Raw genomic sequence first — 20998 nt, forward strand, 5'->3', positions numbered from 1 at the left:
GCAGAGCCCGTGTCAACCTTGGGGTCAGACCCCTTGGTTGACACGGGCTCGGCCGTCTAGTGCTTGGGCTCGTGTCAACCTAAGGGCCTGACCCCAAGGTTGACACGGCTGGGCTGTAGAGATTACTCGGCGCCCATTTCCTTCATCAGGTTGTGCGCTTTGTCGATGTACTTCATGTTCCACAGCATGTAGCGCAGGTCGACCTGGATGTCGCGGGTCTTGGCTTTGTTGAAGTCCCAGTCGGAGATGATGGAGTCCAGCGTGCCGTCGAACGCCAGGCCTACCAGCTCGGCTTTCGAGTTCAGCGCGGCGGAACCGGAGTTGCCGCCGGTGATGTCCAGCGTGGCCAGGAAGTTGACCGGTACCGATTTCAGCTTGGCATCGTAATACTTGCCGTATTGTTTGCCATTGATCGCGTCCAGCTGCGCTTGCGGGGCCTTGAACTCGCCTTCGCCGGTGGCCTTGGCTTTCACGCCGGCCAGGGTGGTGAAGGCGCTCCAGCCGGTGGTGCCGTCGGCGCCTTCGGCGCGGCCGGCGACCTTGCCGAAGGTGACGCGCAGGGTGCCGTTGGCGTCAGGGTACACAGCCTGGCCTTTCGAGTTCATGAAGGCGATCTTGGCTTTCATGTAGCTCGAGTAGGCTTGCTGGATCTTGCCGCCCAGTTCTTCGGCTTCGGCTTCACGCTTCATGGCGTCGTCGTACAGGGCGACGGCGGCTTTGATGAAGCTGTCGTTGCTGGCCTTGAAGTCGGCCACCGATTTGCCCAGCCATTCGGCGCGGACTTTGGCGTCTTCCAGCTGGGAGCCGGCGTACAGCTTGTCCAGTGCGGCCGACAGTTCGGCTTCGCTGGCGCCTGCCTTGATGCCCAGCACGCTGTCGAACACGGCATTGTGCTCGGCGGCCGGTTGCGCGGCGTAGTGCTTCAGGTTGTTCAGCACGATGGCTTTGTTGACCTTGGCCACGTAGGTCTTGTTCACGCCGTCGATCGATTGCTTGATGCGCTTGGCGTCGCGTTCCTGGTAGCCGGCTTTGCGCTCGGCGTTCGGCTTCTGGTTCTCGTTGGCCAGGCGGTACATGATGCGCGCGGCGTTCAGCAGGGTCGGGGTGGAGCGGTCCAGGTGGAAGTCGCGCTTGTTCTCTGAGTCACGCTGGGCGATCAGCTTTTCCACCGCTTCCAGGTCGGCGCCGAAGGCGGCCTTGCGCTTGGCGTCGCTGTTGACCCATGCTTTCAGGGCGTCATGCTCTTTGGACTTGCGCTCCAGCATGTCGCTACCTTCGTAGCTGTTCAGCATGCCCTTGCGGTTTTTGTAGTAGTTGTTGATGTTGGCAACCTGGCCGGCTACCTTCAGGGCCGCGTCGCGGTCGCCCTTGGTTTCGCGGTCGATGATGGCCAGGGTCTCGTTCGAGTTCTGGATGAAGGCCGGGTATTCGAAGCCGAAGGTGTTCGATACTTCGGATGGCAGGCGATGGCGGTTGGTGCGGCCTGGGTAGCCCAGCACCATCACGAAGTCGCCTTCTTTCACGCCTTCCTTGGCCAGCTTCAGGAAGGATTTGGATTCGTAAGGAACGTTGTCCTTGTGGTAGTCGGCAGCTTTGCCGTCCTTGCTGACGTAGGCGCGGTAGAAGCCGTAGTCGCCGGTGTGGCGCGGCCACATCCAGTTGTCGGTGTCGCCGCCGAATTTGCCCACGCCGTCAGCCGGGGCGTGCACCAGGCGCACGTCGCGGATTTCCAGCTGTTTGATCTGGTAGAACTCCAGGCCGCCGTAGAACGACGACACGGTGCAGCGGTGGCCTTCATCTTTTTCGCACTCGGCGACCAGGGCCTTCTGGTTTTTCTCGATCGCGTCCACGCGCGCTTTGCCCTGCAGCTTGGCTACGTCAGCGGTGATGATCTTGTCGGTGACGTTCAGCACTTCCTTGGTCACGAATACGCGGCTGCCCGGCGCGGCCGGCAGTTCCTCGGCCAGGGTGTGCGCCACGAAGCCGTTGGCCAGCAGGTCGCGTTCCTTGGTGGAGTTGACGGCGATGCTGTTGTAGACGCAGTGGTGGTTGGTCACGACCAGGCCTTGCGGCGACACGAAGGACGCGGAGCAGCCGCCCAGGCTGACGATGGCGTTCATCGGGAAGGAGGTCAGCTGGGTCAGGGAAGCCGGGTCCAGCTTCAGGCCGGCGGCCTTCAATTGCTTGGCTACTTGTGGCAGCTGTTGCGGCATCCACATGCCTTCGTCTGCGAAGGCGGCGGAGGTGGTGCTCAGGACGGCGAGCGCGAGGAGTGATTTTTTCATGTGTCTTGTATGGGTTGAAGTGGTGGCCCGCCGGGCTAAGCCGGCAGGCGACCTAGAGTATCGGCATGCCGGCGGCTGCCGTCAACTCTAAAAATGTGGCGCAAAACTGAAGAATATTTGGCAACAAGAGTGTGGCTGGTGGTTGCTGCGGCGCAGCATGGGTGTGCTGTCAGCGCAAATGGAGGTAGAGCTCGCTGGGCCCGCTCGGCTCAGTTTTCGCACCGGCGTGTTCCGCTGCGCGCGAAAAAAAGGCCAACGCCGCAGCGTTGGCCTGTGAGGAACCGGTTGTCGCTACCTGACGCGGCCGCGGAAAACGAGGTTGACGATGGCCAGCAAAATCACCGCACCGAGGAATGACACCCCCAGCGACAGGACGCTGAAATCGTCCATATTAATGGTGCCGGCGCCAAACAGCGGCGACAGCAGCCAGCCGCCCAGCAGGGCGCCCACAATACCCACGATCACGTTCAGGAACACGCCTTGTTGCGCGTCCGTTTTCATCACCAGGCTAGCCAGCCAGCCCAGGACCCCGCCAATAACAATCCAGATAATGAAATTCATATCGCCCCCTTTGTGTTGGTGAATCCAGTGTAGGTCAGGCGCGTGTCCCCATTCCGTGCGCGAACGTACAGATATGGCGGGCCGCGCGGCCTATCGTGTCCGGGAATCAAGTCAGAAAAGGGGAAATCGCATGAATACTGCAGACAAGCAATCCCGCATGGTGACCGGCCTGTTCCGCGATCGCGGCAGCGCCGAGCGTGCCTGGCAGCACGCCACCTCACGCGGCTACAGCAAGGACGATATCGACGTCGTTATGAGCGACGACACGCGCCAGCGCCATTTCAGCGGCGGCGTCGAAACGGAGCTCGGTTCGAAAGCCGGGGAAGGCGCGGGCATTGGCGCCGGGGTCGGCGGTGCGATTGGTGCCGCGTTGGCAGCGGTGGCTGCGGTGGGCACCACCCTGGTGCTGCCTGGCCTGGGCCTCGTGGTGGCCGGACCGCTGGCGGCCGCGTTGGCCGGTGCCGGCGCGGGCGGTGTGACCGGCGGCCTGGTGGGCGCCCTGATCGGCGCCGGCATGCCGGAGGAGCGCGTCAAGCCCTATGAAGAAGGGATCCGCGAAGGCGGCATCCTGATCGGCGTACATGCGCGCGACGACGCCGATGCGGCCGAAATCGAGCGCGGCTGGAAAGAGAGCGAAGGCGAGCACGTGATCGGCGTTGGCGTCGGCACTACCGGCGGCGCGCTGGCGGGGGCCGCAGCGGGCTCCCCAGTCGGGCCGGTAGGCATGGTGGCGGGCGCCGTGATCGGCGGCGTGGCCGGCGCCTATGTCGGCAAAGGCACGGCGGAAATCGTCAACCCGAAGGCCGAGGATGATGACGACGACCACAACCTGGCCACCGGCATCGGCGCCGGCGGCGGCGCGGCAGCCGGGATGGCGGCGGGCGCAATCGGCGGCCCGGTCGGCATGGCGGCTGGCGGCGCTATCGGCGCACTGGCGGGGGGGATGGCTGGCCAGGGCATTGGCACCCTGCTCAACCCGAGCGAAGAACGGGTCTACTGGCAGGATCACTACCGCAACGAGACCTACTTCAACCCAAACTTCGACTACGACGACTACGAGCCCGCCTACATGCTCGGCTACACCGCCCGCCAGCGCTACCGCGGCACGTGGGACGACCTCAGCGGTCAGCTGGAACGGGATTGGGAAATGGTGAAGGGCAAATCACGCATGGCATGGGAGCACGCCAAAGACGCGGTGCGCGCCGCTTACGAGAAAGAAGTCCCGTAAGCCAAGGGGCGCCACAATGTCCACTTTGGGGTGCTCCCCAAGGTGGACATTTGCTTGGGGATTACTGGGCGGCGATGGCTTCGACCTGGATGGCGAGCTTGACTTCAGGGGCGAAGGCCGGGGTGGCGTAGTTCAGGCCGAAGTCGGTGCGCTTGAACTCGGCGGAGGCGTCGGCGCCGCACACTTCACGCTTCATGCGCTGGTCGATGATGCACTTGAATTTGTTGACCTTGAGGTTGACCGGCTTGGTCACGCCCAGCATGGTCAATTGGCCTTCCACTTCCACCAGCTGCTCGCCGTCGAACTTGAACTTGGTGCCTTTGTAGGTCACGGTCGGGAATTTCTCGACGTTGAACATGTCGGCGCCCTTGGCGTGGCTGTTCATCTTGTCCAGGCCGAAGTTGATCGAGGCGGCGTCGATGGTGATGTCCATGCTGCCGGTCTTGGCCGCGCGGTCCATCTGGATCACGCCGCTGGTCTTGTCGAACTTGCCGCGCCAGAACGAAATGCCTTTGTGGTCGGCTTCGAAGCTTGGGTAGGTGTGGGTCGGGTCGATGTTGTAGGTGCCGGCGTTGGCGCCGACGGCAGCTACGGCCAGCAGGGCGGCGGTGATGAACTTCAGTTTCATTGGGTCTCCATCCAGGGGTTAATGAGCTATTTATTGAGCTACTACGTGGAACTTGATGGTCACTTCGTCGGCGACCATGCTGGTGTCTTTCCATTCGCCTTCGCCAATGTTGTAGGCCAGGCGTTTGATCGGCAGGGCGCCTTCGAATACTTGCTTGCCGCCTTCGGCTTTGACGGTGATGGGGAAGGTGACGTCGCTGACCTTGCCTTTAATCGACAACTTGCCGGTGACGTTCAGCTTGCCCGGGCCAGCGCTCTTGATGGCGCTGGAGGTGAAGCTGGCTTTCGGGAACTGGGCGGAGTTGAACCACTCCTTCTTGGCCACTTCCTTGTTCATGTCGGCGTCGCCCAGGTCCAGGCTGGCGGTCTCGATTTCCACCGTGGCCTTGGAGGTGTCCGGGGCGGCGGCGTTGTAGTCGATGACGATGTTGTGCTTCTTGAACTTGGACTCGATCGGCACGTTCATTTGCTTGAACACGGCCGAGACGCTGGTCTTGGCCGGATCGGCTTTCAGTACGGCCGCGCTGGCGGCGGCTGCCACGGCCAGCAGGGCGGCCAGTAATACGCTTTTCTTCATTTGGTGTGCTCCAGGTTAGGGCAGCATGCGTTTCAGCAGGCCGTCTTTGTCGATGAATTGGTGTTTCAGCGCTGCCAGCACGTGGCCGATGACGACGGCGGCAAGCAGCATGTTCAGCCAGTAATGTACCGGTTTCAGGGCTTCTTTGAGCGCTGGGCTGGCTTCGAACAGGGATGGGATCTGGAACAGGCCGAGGTACACCACGGGCACGCCGGCGGCGGTGGTGTACAGGTAGCCGGAAATTGGCACGGCGAACATCAGGATGTAGAGGAACCAGTGGCCGGCTTCGGCGGCTTTCTTCTGGCCTTGGGTCATGCTGACGGGCAGGGCGGGCGGCTGTTGCTTCAGGCGCCACAGCAGGCGGATGGCGGCCAGGGCGAGCACGCTGATGCCCAGCCATTTGTGCCAGGAATAGTATTTGAGCTTGGTGGGGGTGAGGCCGGGGATGTCGGTCATCACCAGGCCGAGCAGGAAGGCGGCAATGATCAACAGGGCGATCAGCCAGTGCAGCAGGATGGCGGGTTTGGTGTAGCGGTCCATTGCGGGCCTTTGTGATTTAGTACGTGTTAGGACTAAATATACCAGAGCGCGCTTTTTGTTGCTTACGGCTTGCTTAAAACCCGGTAAACCGGGGTCTGACCCAGAGGGTCAGACCCTGAATGATCTTGCTGCTAACGGTTTGGGTTTGGGCCTTTGACTTTCGTCGCGGGTCAAAGGCTTTATCCCCTCCCAGCGGCGGTGGAGCTGACGGGGTCTGACCCTGCGGGTCAGACCCCGGTTTGCCGGGTTTAGATGGCCTTGGCCAATGCCGCCGCAATACCAGTGTAGTTCGCCGGAGTCATCGCCAGCAGCAAATCCTTGGCATCCTGCGGAATCGCCAGCCCGGTGATGAACACCTGCAGCGCTTCCTTGGTGATGCCTTTGCCACGGGTCAGCTCTTTCAACTGCTCGTACGGGTTCTCAATGCCATAACGGCGCATCACAGTCTGCACCGGCTCGGCCAGCACTTCCCACGAGGCATCCAGGTCGGCCGCCAGGCGCGCCGGATTGACTTCCAGCTTGTTCAAGCCGCGCAGGCAGGAATCGTACGCCAGCAGGGTGTAGCCCAGGCCCACGCCGATATTGCGCAGCACGGTCGAATCGGTCAGGTCGCGCTGCATGCGCGACACTGGCAGTTTTTCGGACAGGTGCTTGAGCACGGCATTGGCCAGGCCCAGGTTGCCTTCCGAGTTTTCGAAGTCGATCGGGTTGACCTTGTGCGGCATGGTGGAGGAGCCGATTTCGCCGGCTTTCAGCTTCTGCTTGAAGTAGCCCAGCGACACATAGGTCCAGATATCGCGGTTCAGGTCGAGCAGGATGGTGTTGGCGCGCGCAAACGCGTCGAACAGTTCGGCCATGTAGTCGTGCGGTTCGATCTGGATGGTGTACGGGTTGAACACCAAGCCCAGGCGCTGCTCGATCACGTTCTTGGAGAAGGCCGGCCAGTCGAACGCCGGGTAGGCCGACAGGTGGGCGTTGTAGTTGCCCACGGCGCCGTTCATCTTGCCCAGGATTTCCACCTTGGCAATGCGGTCGATGGCGCGCTGCAGGCGGGCGATCACGTTGGCGAATTCCTTGCCCAGGGTGGTCGGGCTGGCGGTCTGGCCGTGGGTACGGCTCAGCATCGGCAGGTCGGCGTTGGCGTGGGCGATTTCGGTCAGCTTGGCGACCAGGCCTTGCAGGGCCGGCACCATCACGCCGTCGCGCGCGGCCTTCAGCATCATGCCGTGCGAGGTGTTGTTGATGTCTTCCGAGGTGCAGGCGAAGTGGATGAACTCGGAGGCGGCCACCAGTTCCGGCACGTCCTTTACTTTTTCCTTCAGCCAGTACTCCACAGCCTTCACGTCATGGTTGGTGACGGCTTCGATTTCCTTGATGCGGGCGGCGTCGGCTTCGGTGAACTCGGCGGCCAGCTTGTCCAGCAGGGCGGTGGCGGACGCCGGGAACGGTTTGATCTCGGCGAAACCGGCCAGGGACAGCGCTTGCAGCCAAGCGATTTCGACCTTCACGCGGTGGTGCATGAAGCCGGATTCGGACAGGATCGGGCGCAGCTTGTCGGTTTTCGACGCATAACGGCCGTCCAGCGGGGACAGGGCCGACAGGGTGGAGTATGGAGTAGTCATGGTAAGGCGGGAGGGAGAGGCTGGAAAAAACAAGATTTTACCATTGGCGCGCCTGTGGCCCGACCTTGCCTGCGCTGCGCCATGCTCGCTGGGGCCGATGTTATACTGTTGTCTAATTCTCTACTTTCGGCATTTATGAAACTAATCGGTTCGCTCGCCAGTCCCTATGTACGCAAGGTTCGCGTGGTATTGGCGGAAAAAAAGCTCGACTATCAATTGGAACTGGAAAATGTCTGGGCGCCGGAAACCACCATCCAGAAGCTGAACCCGCTCGGCAAGGTGCCGTGCCTGGTCATGGAAGATGGTTACGCCATGCAGGATTCGCGTGTGATCGTCGAGTACCTGGATGCGGTGTCGCCGGTGTGCAAGCTGCTGCCGCCGAATGGCCGTGAGCGTGCTGACATCAAGTGCTGGGAAGCGCTGGCCGATGGCGTGTTGGACGCGGCGGTACTGGTGCGCCTGGAGCGCATCCAGCGTCCGCAACACCTGCAGAGCGCGGACTGGATCGCGCGCCAACTGAAGAAGGTGGAGCTGGGCCTGGCCTCCATGTCCGAGCGCCTGGGCGACAGTACTTTCTGCGCCAGCAACCATTACTCGCTGGCCGATGTGGCCGTGGGCTGCTGCCTGGGCTGGCTCAGTTTCCGCTTCCCGGAAATCGACTGGCGCGGCGCGCATCCGAACCTGGCGCGCTTGTACGATAAGCTGTCCGAGCGTCCTTCCTTCAAAGACACCGTTCCCCAAGCCTGATCCGGAGGTCGCCATGGCAGACAGAGTCCTCGTGTTCGGCGAAGCCCTCCTGGATGACTTTGGCGACCGGCAGATCCCGGGTGGCGCACCGTTCAATGTGGCGCGCAACCTGACGGCGCTGGGCAATCCTGCACTGATGGTGACGCGCGTCGGCAACGACGCGCCGGGTGAGCGGCTGCGCGAGGAATTCACGCGCTTTGGCATGAGTGCCGAGGGCTTGCAGCATGGCGCCGAGCCGACCGGCCGCGTGCTGGTGGAGCGCGATGGCGGGGGCGGGCATCGCTTCCATATCCTGGCCGAGCAGGCCTACGACCATATCGAAGCCGCTGCGGCAGTCGATGTGATGCGCGCCTTTTCGCCCAGTACCGTGTATTTCGGCACCCTGGCGCAGCGTGCGCCGGCCTCGCGCGCGGCGCTGGCCGCCGTGTTGGCCGGGGCGGAGGCCGGGACCGGGCGTTTCCTCGACCTGAACCTGCGCGATGGCGTGGATGAGGCGGTGGTCTTCAACTCGCTGCAGCAGGCGGCGACCGTCAAGGTCAATGAAGAGGAGCTGCAGGCGCTGTTCGCGTGGTACTGCCATACCTGCCCGGATACCATGGATATCGATGGCGCCGCCGTCGAGGCCGAAGCGCGCGCCATGATGCATAACTTTTCCATTGAAGGCTTGCTGGTCACGCTGGGCGAACGCGGCGCCCTGTATTTTGGCGCCGATGGCGCGCGTGTGCTGGCGCCCCAGGAATTCAAGCCTTCCCGGTTTGTCGATTCGGTCGGGGCGGGCGATGCGTTTGCTGCGGTCTTCCTGTTGGGTCGTGCGCGCGGTTGGGACTTGCCGCAGACCTTGCAGCGCGCGAATGCGTTTGCCGGCGCGGTATGCGGCTTTGCCGGGGCGGTCGCGCCGGATACCGGGTTCTATACCCAGTGGCGCGACGCCTGGGGGCTGTAATGCGCCGCGCTTAGCCGCGGGTCTGGATCATTTTCCAGCCGTTGCCCGAAGGGTCGCGGAAACCTGCGTCCACCGTGCCGTAGCGTTCCGCCGGCTCCTGCGTAAATTCCACGCCTTTGTTGTGCAGCTTGTCGTACGCGGCGAAGCAATCTTTTACTTCCAATACCAGCGGCGGCATGGCGCCTTTGGCCACCAGGGCATTCAGGGCCTGGGCGGTCACTGCGTCATGCACCGGCGGACCTGGCACATACAGGCCAAGCTGGAACGATGGCTGCTCCGGGTGCTGGATGGTGAGCCAGCGGAAGTCGCCGTTGCGCACGTCGGTGTGGACTTTGAAGCCCAGCTTGTCGACGTAGAAAGCCAGCGCTTCGTCCTGGTCGCGCACATAAATGCCTGCGGTTTGAATGCCTTGTGTCATGGTGTCTCCTTGGTTAAGTGAGACTCCATTGTAGGGAGCTCTTCTTCGCGCCGCTTCTCCGAAACTGATGTTGTGAGGTGCGGGCGCTGCGCGGCGCTCAGCACGCAGGCCGGCACCGGGGCAGGATTGCTCTCGGCAGCGCGTTCGTGCGTGCGGATGTCGCCCGGATTCTTGCCGGTGATGTCGCGGAAGGTGCGGCCGAAGGTGCCCAGGCTGCGCCAGCCGGTGCTGTAGGCGATGTCGGTGATGGGGAGGTCGGTTTCGCGCAGCAGCGTCACGGCGCGCTCGATGCGGCGCGTGAGCAGGTAGCGGTGGGGTGGCAGGCCGAAAGCCTCCTTGAAGGAGCGGGCGAAGTGCGCCTCGGAGACGCAGCTTACTTCTGCCAGGCGGCTGACCGGCCATTCCTCGTGCGAGGCGGCGTCCATCCGGTCCTTGGCGCGCAACAGGCGCCGCAGGAGTTCCGGACTTTGGGTAAAAGAAAATGGGGAAGGACCCTTTTTTTCGCTTTGGCGAAAAATGGGGTACGTCCCCATTTTCTTCATTCGGCTTCCGACATCTGCGATTGCAGGTAGTTCTGGATACCGATCTTGCCGATGATGTCGATCTGGGTTTCCAGCCACTCGATGTGCTCCTCGGTATCCTTCAGGATATCCAGCAGCAGGTCGCGCGACACGTAGTCGCCGACTTTCTCGGAATGGGCGATGCCTTCCTTGACGGTCACGTGGGCGCCTTTTTCCAGCTTCAGGTCGGCGGCCAGCATTTCCTCGGTGTTCTCGCCGATCAGCAGCTTATGCAGGGCTTGCAGGTTCGGCAGGCCGTCCAGCATCAGGATGCGGTCGATCAGGCGGTCGGCGTGCTTCATTTCGCCGATCGACTCTTCGTACTCTTTCTTGCCCAGCTTGTCGAAGCCCCAGTGACGGTACATGCGGGCATGCAGGAAGTACTGGTTGATTGCCGTCAGCTCATTGGTCAGCTGTGCATTCAGCAGACGGATAACATCTTTGTCGCCCTTCATGGGGGATCCTTCTTATCAGGTTTTGAATACTGCCCATTTTGCCATGAAGCACGCCAGCCACCTAGTCAAGCGGGAAACATAAGATTGCTAACGTAAATGAAAACGATTATCATTTGCGTTTTATTCCGACTGTCAAGAGTTGTCAATGTCTTACATTAAGAGCCGCAAGCATACGCCAGCCACGCTCGCCGCCATCGCCGCCACCCTGGCGATGCCTGTTGCACACGCTGATGCCCCCGCCCCTGAACAGAAAATGCAGGAAGTGATCGTTACCGGCCAGAACGGCAACGACTTCCAGGTCAAAAAGTCGGCCTCCGACAAATTCACCACCACCCTGCTGGACACCCCGAAAGCCGTGACCGTGATCCCGACCGAGGTGATCTCGCAGACCGGCGCCACTTCGCTGACCGACGCCCTGCGCACCGTGCCGGGCATCACCGTGGGCGCGGCCGAAGGCGGCCAGCCGGTGGGCGACAACCTGCTGATCCGCGGCTACAACGCACAGACTGATACCTACATCGACGGCATCCGCGACACCGGTTCGCAGAGCCGCGAGATCTTCTCGCTGGAGCAGATCGAAGTGGTCAAGGGCCCGAATTCCGCTTACGGCGGCCGTTCCTCCGCCGGTGGCGGCGTGAACCTGGTGTCCAAGACCGCCAAGGCGGAAAACTTCGCCAACGCCTCGGTCGGCATCGGCAGCGCGCAATACCGCCGCGCCACCGCCGACGTGAACCGTACCATCGGCGATAACGCCGCCGTGCGCCTGAACGTGATGGCCCACGAAAACCACGTGGCCGGCCGCGACGAGATCCACGGCGACCGCTGGGGCATCGCGCCGACCGTGACCTTCGGCCTGGCCGGTCCGACCAAGGCCACGCTGTCCTACTACCACATGGAATCGAGCGAACTGCCGGACAGCGGCATTCCGTTCAACAACCCGTTCACCAGCGGCGCCAACGTCGCCAAGAACGGCAACGGCACCCCGATGAGCGTGCCGCGCAACACCTTCTACGGCCTGCTGGAGCGCGACTTCCGCGACACCCAGTCCGATATCGGCACCATCGATATCAAGCATGATGTCCGCCCGGGCCTGACCTTCCGCAATGTCACCCGCTTCAGCAAGACCGAGAACAACTACATCTACACCCAGCCGGATGACTCCAAAGGCAATGTGGTGCTGTACGGTACCCTGTGGCGCCGTGGCGCCTCGCGCGCGGCGCAAACCGAGGCGCTGGCCAACGCGTCCAGCCTGACCGGCGATTTCACCGCCGCCGGCATCAAGCACAGCTTCACCGCCGGCATGGAAATCGGCCGCGAAGTGACCGACCGCAGCACCTACGTCTTCACCCCGGGTAACAACAACCCGCTGACCAAGACCAGCACCTGCCCGACTTCCGGCGCGGCCACCCTGTACAACTGCACCACCCTGATCAACCCGAACCCGCACGATCCATGGTCGGTGGGCCAGGTGCGTTCCGTCTCGCCCGCCGCGACCAATGTGCACACCAACACCCGTTCGGTGTACGGCTTCGACACCATCGAGTTCAACCCGCAGTGGCTGCTGAACGTGGGACTGCGTTGGGACGATTACCGCTCCGCGCTGTTCACCCAGGCCAACACCAGCGTGACGCCGGCCACCGCCGCCGTGCGCGCCGAGAACAAGGCCAACTTCACCAATTACCAGGCTGGCGTGGTCTACAAGCCGGCTGCCAACAGCAGCATCTACCTGTCGTACGGCACCTCGTCCACTCCGGCCGGCAACGACGGCGGCGAAGGCACCGACGGCCTGACCGTGGCCGTGCAGGACCTGAAGCCGCAGGAAAGCAAGAACTGGGAACTGGGCACCAAGTGGGAAGTGTCGGCACGCCGCCTGTCCCTGAGCGCGGCCATCTTCGAAAGCAAGATGAACAACGCCCGTATCACCGGCCCGAACGGCACCTCGCAGAACGCCGGCAAGAAGAATGTGCGCGGCGCCGAATTCGGCGTGAGCGGCGCCATCACCAACAACTGGCAAGTCTTCGGCGGCGCCACCTGGCTGGACGCGGAAGTGGGCGACAACGGCTACACCAATACCGGCACCACTGCCGCGCCGGTGTGGGTCAAGTCCCCATTCGACGGCAACCAATTCCCGGGTGTGCCGAAGACCAGCGCCTCGGTGTGGACTTCCTACACCGTGCTGCCGGGCCTGACCATCGGCGGCGGCGTGAACTACTCCGCCAAGATCTGGGCCAATATCAACAACACCAAGCACGTGCCGGCTTACACCCGCTTCGATGCAATGGCGAGCTACGACGTGAACAAGAACATCAGCCTGCAACTGAATGTGCAGAACCTGACGGACAAGTTCTACTTCGATAAATCTGTCTCGAACCATTACGCGCAAGTGGCGGCCGGTCGTTCCGCAACCCTGACCGCGAACTTCCGCTACTAATCATGATGCTGCATATCCCCGGCGTGCTGACGCCGGAACAAGTCAAGTACTTCCGCCAACGCCTGGCCGCCGCCGATTGGATCGATGGCCGCGCCAGCGTGGGATCACAGGGGGCGCAGGTCAAGCGCAACCGCCAGATCGCGGAAGGGACGCCGCTGGCGCTGGAACTCGGGGATATCATCATCAAGGCGCTGGCGTCCAACCCGCTGTTTTACTCGGCGGCTTTGCCGCGCAAGATTCTGCCGCCTTACTTTAATAGCTATGCCGGCGGGGAGACCTACGGCCTGCATATCGACGGCGCGATCCGGCATATGGTCGGGAGCTCGGATGTGATGCGCTCGGATGTGTCCACCACGGTGTTCTTGTCCGATCCGGAGGAGTATGAGGGCGGCGAGCTGACGGTGATGGATAACTACGGTGCGCATGAGGTGAAGCTGCCGGCGGGGGATGCGATTGTGTATCCGGCCAGCAGTGTGCATCGGGTGAATCCGGTGACCTCGGGCGAGCGCGTGGCGTCGTTCTTGTGGACGCAGTCGATGGTGCGGGATGATTGGCAACGCACGATGCTGTTTGAGCTGGACCAGAATATCCAGAAGCTGCGCGGGCAGCATGGGGATGGCGAGGCGACTGTGGGACTGGCGGGCCACTATCACAACCTGCTGCGGATGTGGGCTGACCTTTAACCCGGCAAACCAGTGTCAGACCCAAGGGTCTGACACTGGAAATGCAAACGCCGCGGCTTCGATCGAAGTCCGCGGCGTTTTCACATTGGGGTCCGGCCCTTGGGCCGTACCCCGGTTTCCCGGGTTTAAGAAATCTGGAAATTAATCGGCACCACCACATACACCGGCTGCGCCTTGCCATCTTCCACATAAGGTTTGAACAGCGCGCGCATCACCGCCGCGCGGCCCGCTTCATCCAGGTTGGACGAGCCGGACGACTTCTGCACCGAAGCCTGCTCCGCATAGCCCTTCTCATTCACCAGCACGCGCAAGGTCACCACGCCGGTCTCGCCCATGCGGCGCGACACCGACGGATACACCGGCTGCGGTGCCCGAATATATTCAACAGCGGAAATCACGCGCGGACCAGCCGGCGCGGCCGGGGCCGCAGGCGCGCTGCTCACCGGCGCCGCAGCCACCGGCGTGCTCGGCGCGGCTTCCACCACGCGCGCCTGGGAAGGCGGCGGGGTGATGGTGTTTTCGATAACGATAGGCAGCATTGGCAGCGGCGGCGGGGTAATGGAAGGCGCTTTCGGCGCGACTTCTACCGTCTTGGGCTGCGAGGCGGGGGGCGGTGGCGGAGCGGCCACGAACTTGACTTCAACGATTTCGGGCATGCGATCAACCAGGCGATGCATGGTGCCGTTGGCAATGGCGTAGCCCAGGATGGCATGCAGGGCGACGACAACCGCGATCTTGGTCAGCTTGTCGCTGCCTTTGGCGCGGCCATAAGCACCGCCGCTCGGGAATGTCATCGATTGCATACAGCGCTCCTTACACGGTCAGTGATGGGCGCTTGAGCACAGTCTCCTGCAGTCCGCTGCCCAGATGTTCATCCAGCACTTCCACTGCGTAGCTGAGGCAATTGCCGCAGCAGGTGGCCACGCCGAGCGCTTCGCGCAACTCGTCCATGGAGCTGATACCCATATCTATGGCTTGACGGATTTCACGATCAGAGATGTTGTTGCAGACACAAACGATCATTTTCGAAATTACCTTCTGGCTAAGATTGCGATTCCGTTATTGAGAATCATTATCATTACGGTTCCCATTCTACCCGAACCGGAATACAATGCAAGCCGTATTCGAAAACAATTCTCATTTATAATGAGGCGGTTGTTACGCCCTGGAAAGTTCGCCATGACCCTTGCTCCTACCTTGATTAAGCTTGATTCCCTGTCGGTGGGGCAGAGCGGAACCGTGGTCCATATTGCTCCGGGAAATCCCCAAGATACCGAAGACGGCGCCGACCTGGCCCGTCGCTTGATGGAGCTGGGTTTCGTGCCCGGTGAGCGCATCCGCATGTTGAAACGCGGCTTGCCTGGCGGCGAACCGCTCGCCATCAAAGTCGGCAACGCCACCTTTGCATTGCGCCGCTTTGAGGCTGCGCTGATCTCGATTCAACCGGAATAAATAATGGGTGCAGTAGAAAAGGCCGCGCCAGTTGTCGCGCAGCAGCCAATGGTCGCCCTGTTGGGCAACCCGAATTGCGGCAAGACCGCTTTGTTCAACCGCCTGACCGGCGCGCGCCAGAAAGTCGCCAACTATGCCGGCGTGACCATCGAGCGCAAGGAAGGCTTGTTTACCTCGACGGCGGGCAACAGCTTCCGCCTGCTGGACCTGCCGGGCGCCTACAGCCTGTCGGCCCACACCCCTGACGAGGAAATCACGCGCGACGTGGTGGCCGGCCTGCGCGCCGGCGAGCGTTCGCCGGACGTGGTGGCCTGCGTGGTGGACGCCACCAACCTGCGCCTGAACCTGCGCCTGGTGCTGGAGATCAAGCGCCTGGGCCTGCCGATGGTGCTGTGCCTGAATATGGTCGATGTGGCGCAAAAGCGCGGCATCGTGATCGACACCGCCCGCCTGTCGCAGGAACTGGGCATGCCGGTGGTGGAAACCGTGGCCGTCAAGACCGGCGGCGAAAAAGCCCTGGTCGACGCGCTGGACGCCATGTGGCCGGTGCACCAGAGCCAGGCCAACCCGCTGTCGGCGATCGACGCCGTGTCGGTGGAAGAGACCCAGCGCGAAGTGCGCCGCATCCTGGCGCTGGCCGTGAAGGATGCCGACGACCGCGGCAACCGCTCCGAGAAGATCGACCATTTCGTGCTGCACCCGGTGATCGGCCCGGTCATCCTGGCGCTGCTGATGTTCTGCGTATTCCAGGCCGTGTTCAGCTGGGCCGAAACGCCGATGGACATGATCAGCGGCGGCGTGGAAGGCCTGGGCGCCATGCTGAAAGAGCATATGGCCGACGGCGTGCTGCGTTCCCTGCTGGTGGACGGTGTGCTGGGCGGCGTGGGCGCCGTGCTGGTGTTCCTGCCGCAGATCCTGATCCTGTTCTTCTTCATTTTGGTGCTGGAAGACTGCGGCTACCTGCCGCGTGCCGCCTTCCTGCTGGACCGCCTGATGGGCGGCGTCGGCCTGTCCGGCCGCGCCTTCATCCCGCTGCTGTCGTCGTTCGCTTGCGCCATTCCGGGCGTGATGGCGGCGCGCACCATCCAGAACCCGCGCGACCGCATCGTGACCATCATGATCGCGCCGCTGATGACTTGCTCGGCGCGCCTGCCGATCTACGCGCTGGTGATCGCCGCCTTCATCCCGGACCGCGAAGTCTGGGGCGTGTTCAACCTGCAAGGCCTGGTGCTGTTCTGCCTGTACTTCGCCGGCATCATTTCCGCCATGGCGGTGGCCTGGGTCATGAAGCGTTTCATGGGCACCAAGCGCAATCGTCCGCTGATGCTGGAACTGCCCGCCTACCACTGGCCGCATATGCGCAACCTGGCGATTGGCCTGTACGAACGCGCCAAGATCTTCCTGATGCGCGTCGGTACCACCATCCTGACCTTGATGGTGCTGCTGTGGGCCCTGTCCAGCTTCCCGGGCGCACCGGAAGGCGCGACCCAGCCCGCCATCTACTACAGCGTGGCCGGCATGCTGGGCCGTGCGCTGGAATTCATCTTCGCGCCGATCGGCTTCAACTGGCAGATCTGCATTGCGCTGGTGCCGGGCATGGCCGCGCGTGAAGTGGCGGTGGGCGCGCTGGGTACCGTGTACGCGCTGTCGCAGACCGGCGACGAGCTGGCGACCTCGCTGGCGCCGGTGATCGCCTCCGGCTGGGGCATGCCGACCGCGCTGGCGCTGCTGGCCTGGTACGTGTTCGCGCCGCAGTGCCTGTCCACCCTGTCCGTGGTGCGCCGCGAAACCAATTCGATGAAGTACCCGCTGATCATGGCCGGCTATATGTTCGCGCTGGCCTATGTCGCAACCTTCATCACCTACCGCACCGCACTGGCGCTGGGAGCCTGATCATGTGGCAGGAAATCATCGTCGGGTTTGTCGTGGCAGCCGCCGCGCTGCACGCGGCGAGGAAATACCTGCCATCCTCCGTGCGCGAGCGCATGGTGTTTGCCCTGGCGCGCCGCGGCCTGCCGCAAGACAAGCTGGCGCGCTTCTTCAAGACGGAAGCGAGCTGCGGCAGCGGCTGCGGCTCCTGCGGCAGCTGCGGCGATTCTTCGGCGCCGCCAGCGCCGCCCTCCGGCGACGGCGGCCCGGCGCGTCGCGTCATCAAACTGCATATCTCCAAAACTTGATCTAGGGCATGTCGGCACCTAAAAGGTGTATCTACAATGTGACTTATCGAAAGTTGCATTGTGGGAGCCATCGTGGCCTGGAGCAGCAGACAAATCGCCAGTATCGTCAGGATCGCCTTGTTTGCGATGCTGATGGCGGTGTCCGCGCCGACCATTTCCACGGTATTGTCGGCCGCCTGCGGTGAGGCCACTGCCGCGCACTGCCACGCCCAGCCCAAAGCCCACCACCTGGCCCAGAAATGCGGCTACTGCACCGTGCAGGCCGACCTTCCCGCCGCGCCGCCGCTGCCGGCCGCCCAGGCGCTGGTCCTGCTGCTGCCGCAGCGCGCCGTGCCCGAGCTGCGGGCCACGGCGCCGGCCTCGCACCATGGCCAGCTCGCGCCGCCCCCGCGTGCCCCGCCTTTCGCCTGACTTCCCCGCGCCACCCATCCATTGCTTTGATTTGCCTTGCATTGCACGCGTCCTGGAAGAAAGGAAGCATCATGAACACCCGTCTCATCCCCGTAGCCGCCGCGCTGCTGGCCGTCTTTTCCGCGCCCGCCCTGGCCGACCACGAAACCGAATCGCCGCTCAAGCTGGTGGGCACGGTGGTCATCGCCGGCAGCAACCCGACCTCGCTGCCGACCCAGATCCCGACCACCATCGAGGGCATCACCCGCCTGCAGATCGAAAACCAGATCAACGCCTGTGATGCCGAAGACGCGTTGAAGTACCTGCCAAGCCTGCTGGTGCGCAAGCGTTACATCGGCGACTACAACCACGCCGTGCTCTCCACCCGCGCCTCGGGCACCGGCAACAGCGCGCGCTCGGCGGTGTATGCGGACGGCGTGCTGCTCTCGAACTACCTTGGCAACGGCGCCACCTTCGCGCCGCGCTGGGGCATGGTGGCGCCGGAGGAAATCGAGCGGGTGGACGTGCTGTACGGCCCTTTCTCGGCAGCCTACGGCGGCAACTCGGTGGGCGCGGTGGTCGATTACCAGACCCGCATGCCCAAGCAGTTCGAAGCCCACGCCCGCGTGGCCTATGTCCACCAGCCTTTCGACCTGTACAACACCAGCGACAGCTTCGGCGCCAAGCAAGCCAGCATGTCGCTGGGCAGCCGGCATGGCGCCTGGTCCTGGTTCCTGAGCGTGAACCGCACCGACAGCGACGGCCAGCCGCAAACCTACACCACGCGCGCCATCGCGGCCGGCACTGCCGCCGCCGGCGTGCCGGTCAGCGGCGCCGTGGCCGACAAGGACCGCACCAAGCGCGATATCTACATCCTCGGCACGGCCACGCAGTACCAAACGGTGCAGGACCACGCCAAGCTCAAAGTCGCTTACGACTTTTCGCCGACGGTGCGCGCCAGCTACTCGCTGGGATGGTGGCAGAACGATTCCAGCGGCGCGCCCAACAGCTACCTGCGCGACGCCGCCGGCCAGCAGGTCTACAGCGGCCCGGTCACGATCAATGGCCGCGGCTTTACGCTGGCCGCATCGGACTTCAATTCCTCGCAGGAGGAGCTGCGCCACCTGATGCACGGCTTGACCGTGAAGAGCAACACCAAGGGCGTGTTCGACTGGGAAGTGGCGGCCAGCCTGTACGACTACAGTCGCGACATCCTGCGCGCACCGACCGTCGCGCGCCCGGCAGCGGCCAATGGCGGCGCCGGCCGCATCGTCGACCAAAGCGGCACCGGCTGGAACACCCTGTCGCTCAAGGGCGTCTGGCGCCCGGATGGCATGCGCGGCGCGCACATCGTCGATTTCGGCTACCAGCGCGCGGCGTACAAGCTGTCCACCATCGAGCGCCTCACCAGCGACTGGCTGAACGGCGCGCCCGGTGCGCGCAACCAGTCCTTCGCCGGCCGCACCAGCATCGACAGCCTGTATGTGCAGGACACCTGGCGCCTGGCGCCGGACTGGAAGGCCGTGCTCGGCGCGCGTTTCGAACACTGGCAAGGGCGCGATGGCGAAACCGCCAACGCCAGCAAGGTCGTGCAGCACGCCCGGCGCAGCGACAACTACGTTTCGCCCAAGGCGGCGCTGGCCTACCAGGCCAGCGATGACTGGACGATCAAGGCCTCGGCCGGCCGCGCCGTGCGCATGCCCACCGTATCCGAGCTGTACCAGGGCGGCATCAACAACGCCGGCACCCTGGTCAACAACGACCCGAACCTGAAAGCCGAACGCTCGTGGACCACGGAGCTGAGCGCCGAACGCCTGGCGGGCAGCTCCGCGCTGCGCCTGACCGCCTTCTTCGAGCGCAACCGCGACGCGCTGTATTCGCAAACCAATGTGCTGGTCACGCCGAACGTGACCAATGTGCAGAACGTGGATCTGATCCGCACCCAGGGCCTGGAAAGCGCCTGGTCCGACGAGAATGTTTTGGTGGAAGGCCTCGACCTGCAGGCCAGCCTGACCTGGACCGATTCCAAGGTCAAGCGCAACGCCAACTTCCCCGCCAGCGTGGGTAAATGGCAGCCGCGCATCCCCGAGTGGCGCGCCAGCGCCGTGGCGACCTACCGCGTGAACGACAAGCTCACGGCCACCCTGGCGGCGCGTTACAGCGGCAAGCAGTACTCCACGCTGGACAACACCGACATCAACGGCTTTGCCTACCAGGGTGCGAGCAAATACTTCACGGTCGATGCGCGCTTGCGCTACCGCATCGACAAGCGCTGGAGTGCCGCCTTCGGCATCGACAATGCCAACAACTACAAGTACTGGAACTTCCATCCATACCCACAGCGCTCTTACTCAGTGGAGGTGAAATTTGATTGGTAACGCACTCGAACTCGGCGAGTTCGAACTATGGTGCCACCCGCACGTGGCGGCGCACGACGGCAGCATTGCCAGCGTGCAGGCCGAAGTGCGCTGGCGCCGGCAGGATGGCCGGCTGGCCGCGCCCGGCGCCATCGCCCGCGCCTTCCCCACTGCGACCATGCAGGAGCTGTTCGTGCTGCACATGGTGTGCGATGCGCTGGCTGCGCTGCGCATGTGGAGCGCGGAAGGCTTCGAGCTGAATATTGTGCTGGCGCTGCCCGTGCCGCAGGCGAGGCTGGAGGCGCCAGGCACGCGTGGCTTGGTGGCCGGCTTGCTGGCCCAGGCCGGCCTGGCGCCAGCGCGCCTGGTGCTGCGGGGCAGCGTGGACGGGGCCTGCTGCGAAGTGGCCGACCTGCTCGACTGGCTGCGCGTGCGCGGCGCCGGTTGCGCGCAAGCGGCAGGGGAGTTCATCGCCACGCCGCAACCAGTCCATGTGCTGCCGGCTGCGCTGCGGCGCTGGCAAGCCAGCTACGCGGTGATGAGCGCCGCCGACGCCTTCAGCTGAAATGCACCTGGCCGAAAAAACCGTATTGCAGGCTTTGCGCAATGCGGCTGGCCACGAGGCGGAACTCTTCCGCCACGGCCGGCTCGAACAGACGCTCGACGGTCGCCTGGAATAGCGCCAGCCAGCGCTGGAAGTGCTGCGGCTGCACGCCCGGCAGCGCCATATGCTTGCCATACACATTGCCCTGGAAGCTTTGGGTCTTCAGCATGGTGGTGCTCCAGAACTCCACCATGCGCGCCAGGTGCGGCTTCCAATCGTCGATGGCGGCATTGAACACCGGCCCCAGTTCCGGGTCGGCGCGCACGCCGTCATAGAACTCGTACACGAGCGTCGTGATGGATTCCTGGGTCAGTGGTAAAGTCATGGCTCCATTTTATCCT

Annotated in this window: 23 protein-coding genes; 11 read left to right on the forward strand and 12 right to left on the reverse strand. The window is 63.4% G+C overall.

Features of this window, described 5'->3' with window-relative positions:
• Positions 1-122: 122 nt before the first annotated feature.
• Entirely contained in the window at positions 123-2285 is a 2163-nt protein-coding gene (locus GTP41_RS00395; protein WP_161023573.1) for a S46 family peptidase, read from the reverse strand.
• 291 nt (positions 2286-2576) lie between these two features.
• Positions 2577-2846 carry a GlsB/YeaQ/YmgE family stress response membrane protein gene (locus tag GTP41_RS00400; RefSeq protein ID WP_161023574.1) on the reverse strand — a complete coding sequence of 90 codons (270 nt, stop codon included), beginning with the start codon at positions 2844-2846 and terminating at the stop codon, positions 2577-2579.
• 130 nt (positions 2847-2976) lie between these two features.
• Between GTP41_RS00400 and GTP41_RS00405 the strand changes: the two genes are divergently transcribed.
• Positions 2977-4074, forward strand: coding sequence for a hypothetical protein (locus GTP41_RS00405; RefSeq protein ID WP_161023575.1), 1098 nt, complete (start codon positions 2977-2979; stop codon positions 4072-4074).
• Positions 4075-4135: 61 nt separating this feature from the next.
• Here the strand turns inward: GTP41_RS00405 and GTP41_RS00410 are convergent, their stop codons facing one another.
• The 4 genes from GTP41_RS00410 to purB form a co-directional block, all read right to left on the reverse strand.
• On the reverse strand, positions 4136-4702 hold the full coding sequence (locus GTP41_RS00410) for a YceI family protein (RefSeq protein WP_161023576.1): 567 nt from the start codon (positions 4700-4702) through the stop codon (positions 4136-4138).
• Positions 4703-4732: 30 nt separating this feature from the next.
• The gene (locus GTP41_RS00415) at positions 4733-5278 is read right to left on the reverse strand and encodes a YceI family protein (protein ID WP_161023577.1); all 546 of its coding nucleotides are present in this window, start codon (positions 5276-5278) and stop codon (positions 4733-4735) included.
• 15 nt (positions 5279-5293) lie between these two features.
• Positions 5294-5818: a cytochrome b gene (locus GTP41_RS00420; RefSeq protein ID WP_161023578.1), complete on the reverse strand. Its 525-nt coding sequence runs from the start codon at positions 5816-5818 to the stop codon at positions 5294-5296.
• 248 nt (positions 5819-6066) lie between these two features.
• A complete protein-coding gene (purB, locus tag GTP41_RS00425) occupies positions 6067-7440 on the reverse strand; it encodes an adenylosuccinate lyase (RefSeq protein ID WP_161023579.1) in 1374 nt (457 codons plus the stop codon).
• A 135-nt stretch (positions 7441-7575) separates the two neighbouring features.
• Here purB and GTP41_RS00430 point away from each other — a divergent pair, with 135 nt between their 5' ends.
• Complete coding sequence (locus tag GTP41_RS00430; protein ID WP_161023580.1) at positions 7576-8187, forward strand: glutathione S-transferase family protein; 612 nt, start codon at positions 7576-7578, stop codon at positions 8185-8187.
• A 13-nt stretch (positions 8188-8200) separates the two neighbouring features.
• Positions 8201-9130 (forward strand): PfkB family carbohydrate kinase, encoded by a 930-nt coding sequence (locus GTP41_RS00435; RefSeq protein ID WP_161023581.1) that lies wholly within the window; start codon positions 8201-8203, stop codon positions 9128-9130.
• Between the two features lie 10 nt (positions 9131-9140).
• On the opposite strand, the gene GTP41_RS00440 is transcribed toward GTP41_RS00435, so the two are convergent.
• Genes GTP41_RS00440 through bfr form a run of 3 tightly spaced genes read right to left on the reverse strand, consistent with a single transcriptional unit; the run spans position 9141 to position 10563 of the window.
• Positions 9141-9548 (reverse strand): VOC family protein, encoded by a 408-nt coding sequence (locus tag GTP41_RS00440; RefSeq protein ID WP_161023582.1) that lies wholly within the window; start codon positions 9546-9548, stop codon positions 9141-9143.
• On the reverse strand, positions 9545-10081 hold the full coding sequence (locus GTP41_RS00445; RefSeq protein WP_161023965.1) for a helix-turn-helix domain-containing protein: 537 nt from the start codon (positions 10079-10081) through the stop codon (positions 9545-9547). Before GTP41_RS00445 ends, GTP41_RS00440 begins: the two co-directional genes overlap by 4 nt.
• Before the next feature lie 5 nt (positions 10082-10086).
• Complete coding sequence (gene bfr, locus GTP41_RS00450; RefSeq protein WP_161023583.1) at positions 10087-10563, reverse strand: bacterioferritin; 477 nt, start codon at positions 10561-10563, stop codon at positions 10087-10089.
• A 145-nt stretch (positions 10564-10708) separates the two neighbouring features.
• On the opposite strand from bfr, the gene GTP41_RS00455 reads away from it, so the two are divergent.
• Together GTP41_RS00455 and GTP41_RS00460 are read left to right on the forward strand one after the other, a co-directional pair.
• Positions 10709-12994, forward strand: a complete 2286-nt coding sequence (locus tag GTP41_RS00455) for a TonB-dependent receptor (RefSeq protein ID WP_161023584.1) — start codon at positions 10709-10711, stop codon at positions 12992-12994.
• A 2-nt stretch (positions 12995-12996) separates the two neighbouring features.
• Positions 12997-13677, forward strand: coding sequence for a Fe2+-dependent dioxygenase (locus GTP41_RS00460; protein WP_161023585.1), 681 nt, complete (start codon positions 12997-12999; stop codon positions 13675-13677).
• A gap of 125 nt (positions 13678-13802) precedes the next feature.
• On the opposite strand, the gene GTP41_RS00465 is transcribed toward GTP41_RS00460, so the two are convergent.
• Complete coding sequence (locus GTP41_RS00465) at positions 13803-14480, reverse strand: energy transducer TonB (RefSeq protein ID WP_161023586.1); 678 nt, start codon at positions 14478-14480, stop codon at positions 13803-13805.
• Between the two features lie 10 nt (positions 14481-14490).
• Positions 14491-14700, reverse strand: a complete 210-nt coding sequence (locus tag GTP41_RS00470) for a (2Fe-2S)-binding protein (protein ID WP_161023587.1) — start codon at positions 14698-14700, stop codon at positions 14491-14493.
• Here GTP41_RS00470 and GTP41_RS27260 point away from each other — a divergent pair.
• From GTP41_RS27260 to GTP41_RS00500, 6 genes are all read left to right on the forward strand, one after another.
• Positions 14653-15129: a FeoA family protein gene (locus GTP41_RS27260; protein WP_229502686.1), complete on the forward strand. Its 477-nt coding sequence runs from the start codon at positions 14653-14655 to the stop codon at positions 15127-15129. The genes GTP41_RS00470 and GTP41_RS27260 overlap by 48 nt on opposite strands.
• 3 nt (positions 15130-15132) lie before the next feature.
• On the forward strand, positions 15133-17022 hold the full coding sequence (gene feoB, locus GTP41_RS00480; RefSeq protein ID WP_161023589.1) for a ferrous iron transporter B: 1890 nt from the start codon (positions 15133-15135) through the stop codon (positions 17020-17022).
• Between the two features lie 2 nt (positions 17023-17024).
• Positions 17025-17306, forward strand: coding sequence for a DUF6587 family protein (locus tag GTP41_RS00485; RefSeq protein ID WP_161023590.1), 282 nt, complete (start codon positions 17025-17027; stop codon positions 17304-17306).
• 72 nt (positions 17307-17378) lie between these two features.
• Positions 17379-17717: a DUF2946 family protein gene (locus GTP41_RS00490; protein WP_161023591.1), complete on the forward strand. Its 339-nt coding sequence runs from the start codon at positions 17379-17381 to the stop codon at positions 17715-17717.
• A 71-nt stretch (positions 17718-17788) separates the two neighbouring features.
• Entirely contained in the window at positions 17789-20074 is a 2286-nt protein-coding gene (locus tag GTP41_RS00495; RefSeq protein ID WP_161023592.1) for a TonB-dependent receptor, read from the forward strand.
• Positions 20064-20618 (forward strand): EAL domain-containing protein, encoded by a 555-nt coding sequence (locus GTP41_RS00500; protein ID WP_161023593.1) that lies wholly within the window; start codon positions 20064-20066, stop codon positions 20616-20618. The genes GTP41_RS00495 and GTP41_RS00500 overlap by 11 nt, the downstream gene beginning before the upstream one ends.
• Here GTP41_RS00500 and GTP41_RS00505 read toward each other — a convergent pair.
• On the reverse strand, positions 20611-20982 hold the full coding sequence (locus tag GTP41_RS00505) for a group III truncated hemoglobin (protein ID WP_161023594.1): 372 nt from the start codon (positions 20980-20982) through the stop codon (positions 20611-20613). The genes GTP41_RS00500 and GTP41_RS00505 overlap by 8 nt on opposite strands.
• Positions 20983-20998: the final 16 nt, after the last annotated feature.

It is taken from the genome of Pseudoduganella guangdongensis (assembly GCF_009857475.1).
Lineage (GTDB): Bacteria > Pseudomonadota > Gammaproteobacteria > Burkholderiales > Burkholderiaceae_D > Rugamonas > Rugamonas guangdongensis.

What these genes read in the sequence shown, in the direction of transcription:
- GTP41_RS00445 (WP_161023965.1), bottom strand. Translation starts at nt 10,081, where the DNA reads ATGGGGACGTACCCCATTTTTCGCCAAAGCGAAAAAAAGGGTCCTTCC.
- GTP41_RS00415 (WP_161023577.1), bottom strand. Translation starts at nt 5,278, where the DNA reads ATGAAGAAAAGCGTATTACTGGCCGCCCTGCTGGCCGTGGCAGCCGCC.
- GTP41_RS00420 (WP_161023578.1), bottom strand. Translation starts at nt 5,818, where the DNA reads ATGGACCGCTACACCAAACCCGCCATCCTGCTGCACTGGCTGATCGCC.
- GTP41_RS00405 (WP_161023575.1), top strand. Translation starts at nt 2,977, where the DNA reads ATGAATACTGCAGACAAGCAATCCCGCATGGTGACCGGCCTGTTCCGC.
- GTP41_RS00470 (WP_161023587.1), bottom strand. Translation starts at nt 14,700, where the DNA reads ATGATCGTTTGTGTCTGCAACAACATCTCTGATCGTGAAATCCGTCAA.
- bfr (WP_161023583.1), bottom strand. Translation starts at nt 10,563, where the DNA reads ATGAAGGGCGACAAAGATGTTATCCGTCTGCTGAATGCACAGCTGACC.
- GTP41_RS00455 (WP_161023584.1), top strand. Translation starts at nt 10,709, where the DNA reads ATGTCTTACATTAAGAGCCGCAAGCATACGCCAGCCACGCTCGCCGCC.
- GTP41_RS00395 (WP_161023573.1), bottom strand. Translation starts at nt 2,285, where the DNA reads ATGAAAAAATCACTCCTCGCGCTCGCCGTCCTGAGCACCACCTCCGCC.
- GTP41_RS00495 (WP_161023592.1), top strand. Translation starts at nt 17,789, where the DNA reads ATGAACACCCGTCTCATCCCCGTAGCCGCCGCGCTGCTGGCCGTCTTT.
- GTP41_RS00400 (WP_161023574.1), bottom strand. Translation starts at nt 2,846, where the DNA reads ATGAATTTCATTATCTGGATTGTTATTGGCGGGGTCCTGGGCTGGCTG.
- GTP41_RS00485 (WP_161023590.1), top strand. Translation starts at nt 17,025, where the DNA reads ATGTGGCAGGAAATCATCGTCGGGTTTGTCGTGGCAGCCGCCGCGCTG.
- GTP41_RS00440 (WP_161023582.1), bottom strand. Translation starts at nt 9,548, where the DNA reads ATGACACAAGGCATTCAAACCGCAGGCATTTATGTGCGCGACCAGGAC.
- purB (WP_161023579.1), bottom strand. Translation starts at nt 7,440, where the DNA reads ATGACTACTCCATACTCCACCCTGTCGGCCCTGTCCCCGCTGGACGGC.
- GTP41_RS00435 (WP_161023581.1), top strand. Translation starts at nt 8,201, where the DNA reads ATGGCAGACAGAGTCCTCGTGTTCGGCGAAGCCCTCCTGGATGACTTT.
- GTP41_RS00460 (WP_161023585.1), top strand. Translation starts at nt 12,997, where the DNA reads ATGATGCTGCATATCCCCGGCGTGCTGACGCCGGAACAAGTCAAGTAC.
- feoB (WP_161023589.1), top strand. Translation starts at nt 15,133, where the DNA reads ATGGGTGCAGTAGAAAAGGCCGCGCCAGTTGTCGCGCAGCAGCCAATG.
- GTP41_RS00410 (WP_161023576.1), bottom strand. Translation starts at nt 4,702, where the DNA reads ATGAAACTGAAGTTCATCACCGCCGCCCTGCTGGCCGTAGCTGCCGTC.
- GTP41_RS00465 (WP_161023586.1), bottom strand. Translation starts at nt 14,480, where the DNA reads ATGCAATCGATGACATTCCCGAGCGGCGGTGCTTATGGCCGCGCCAAA.
- GTP41_RS00430 (WP_161023580.1), top strand. Translation starts at nt 7,576, where the DNA reads ATGAAACTAATCGGTTCGCTCGCCAGTCCCTATGTACGCAAGGTTCGC.
- GTP41_RS00505 (WP_161023594.1), bottom strand. Translation starts at nt 20,982, where the DNA reads ATGACTTTACCACTGACCCAGGAATCCATCACGACGCTCGTGTACGAG.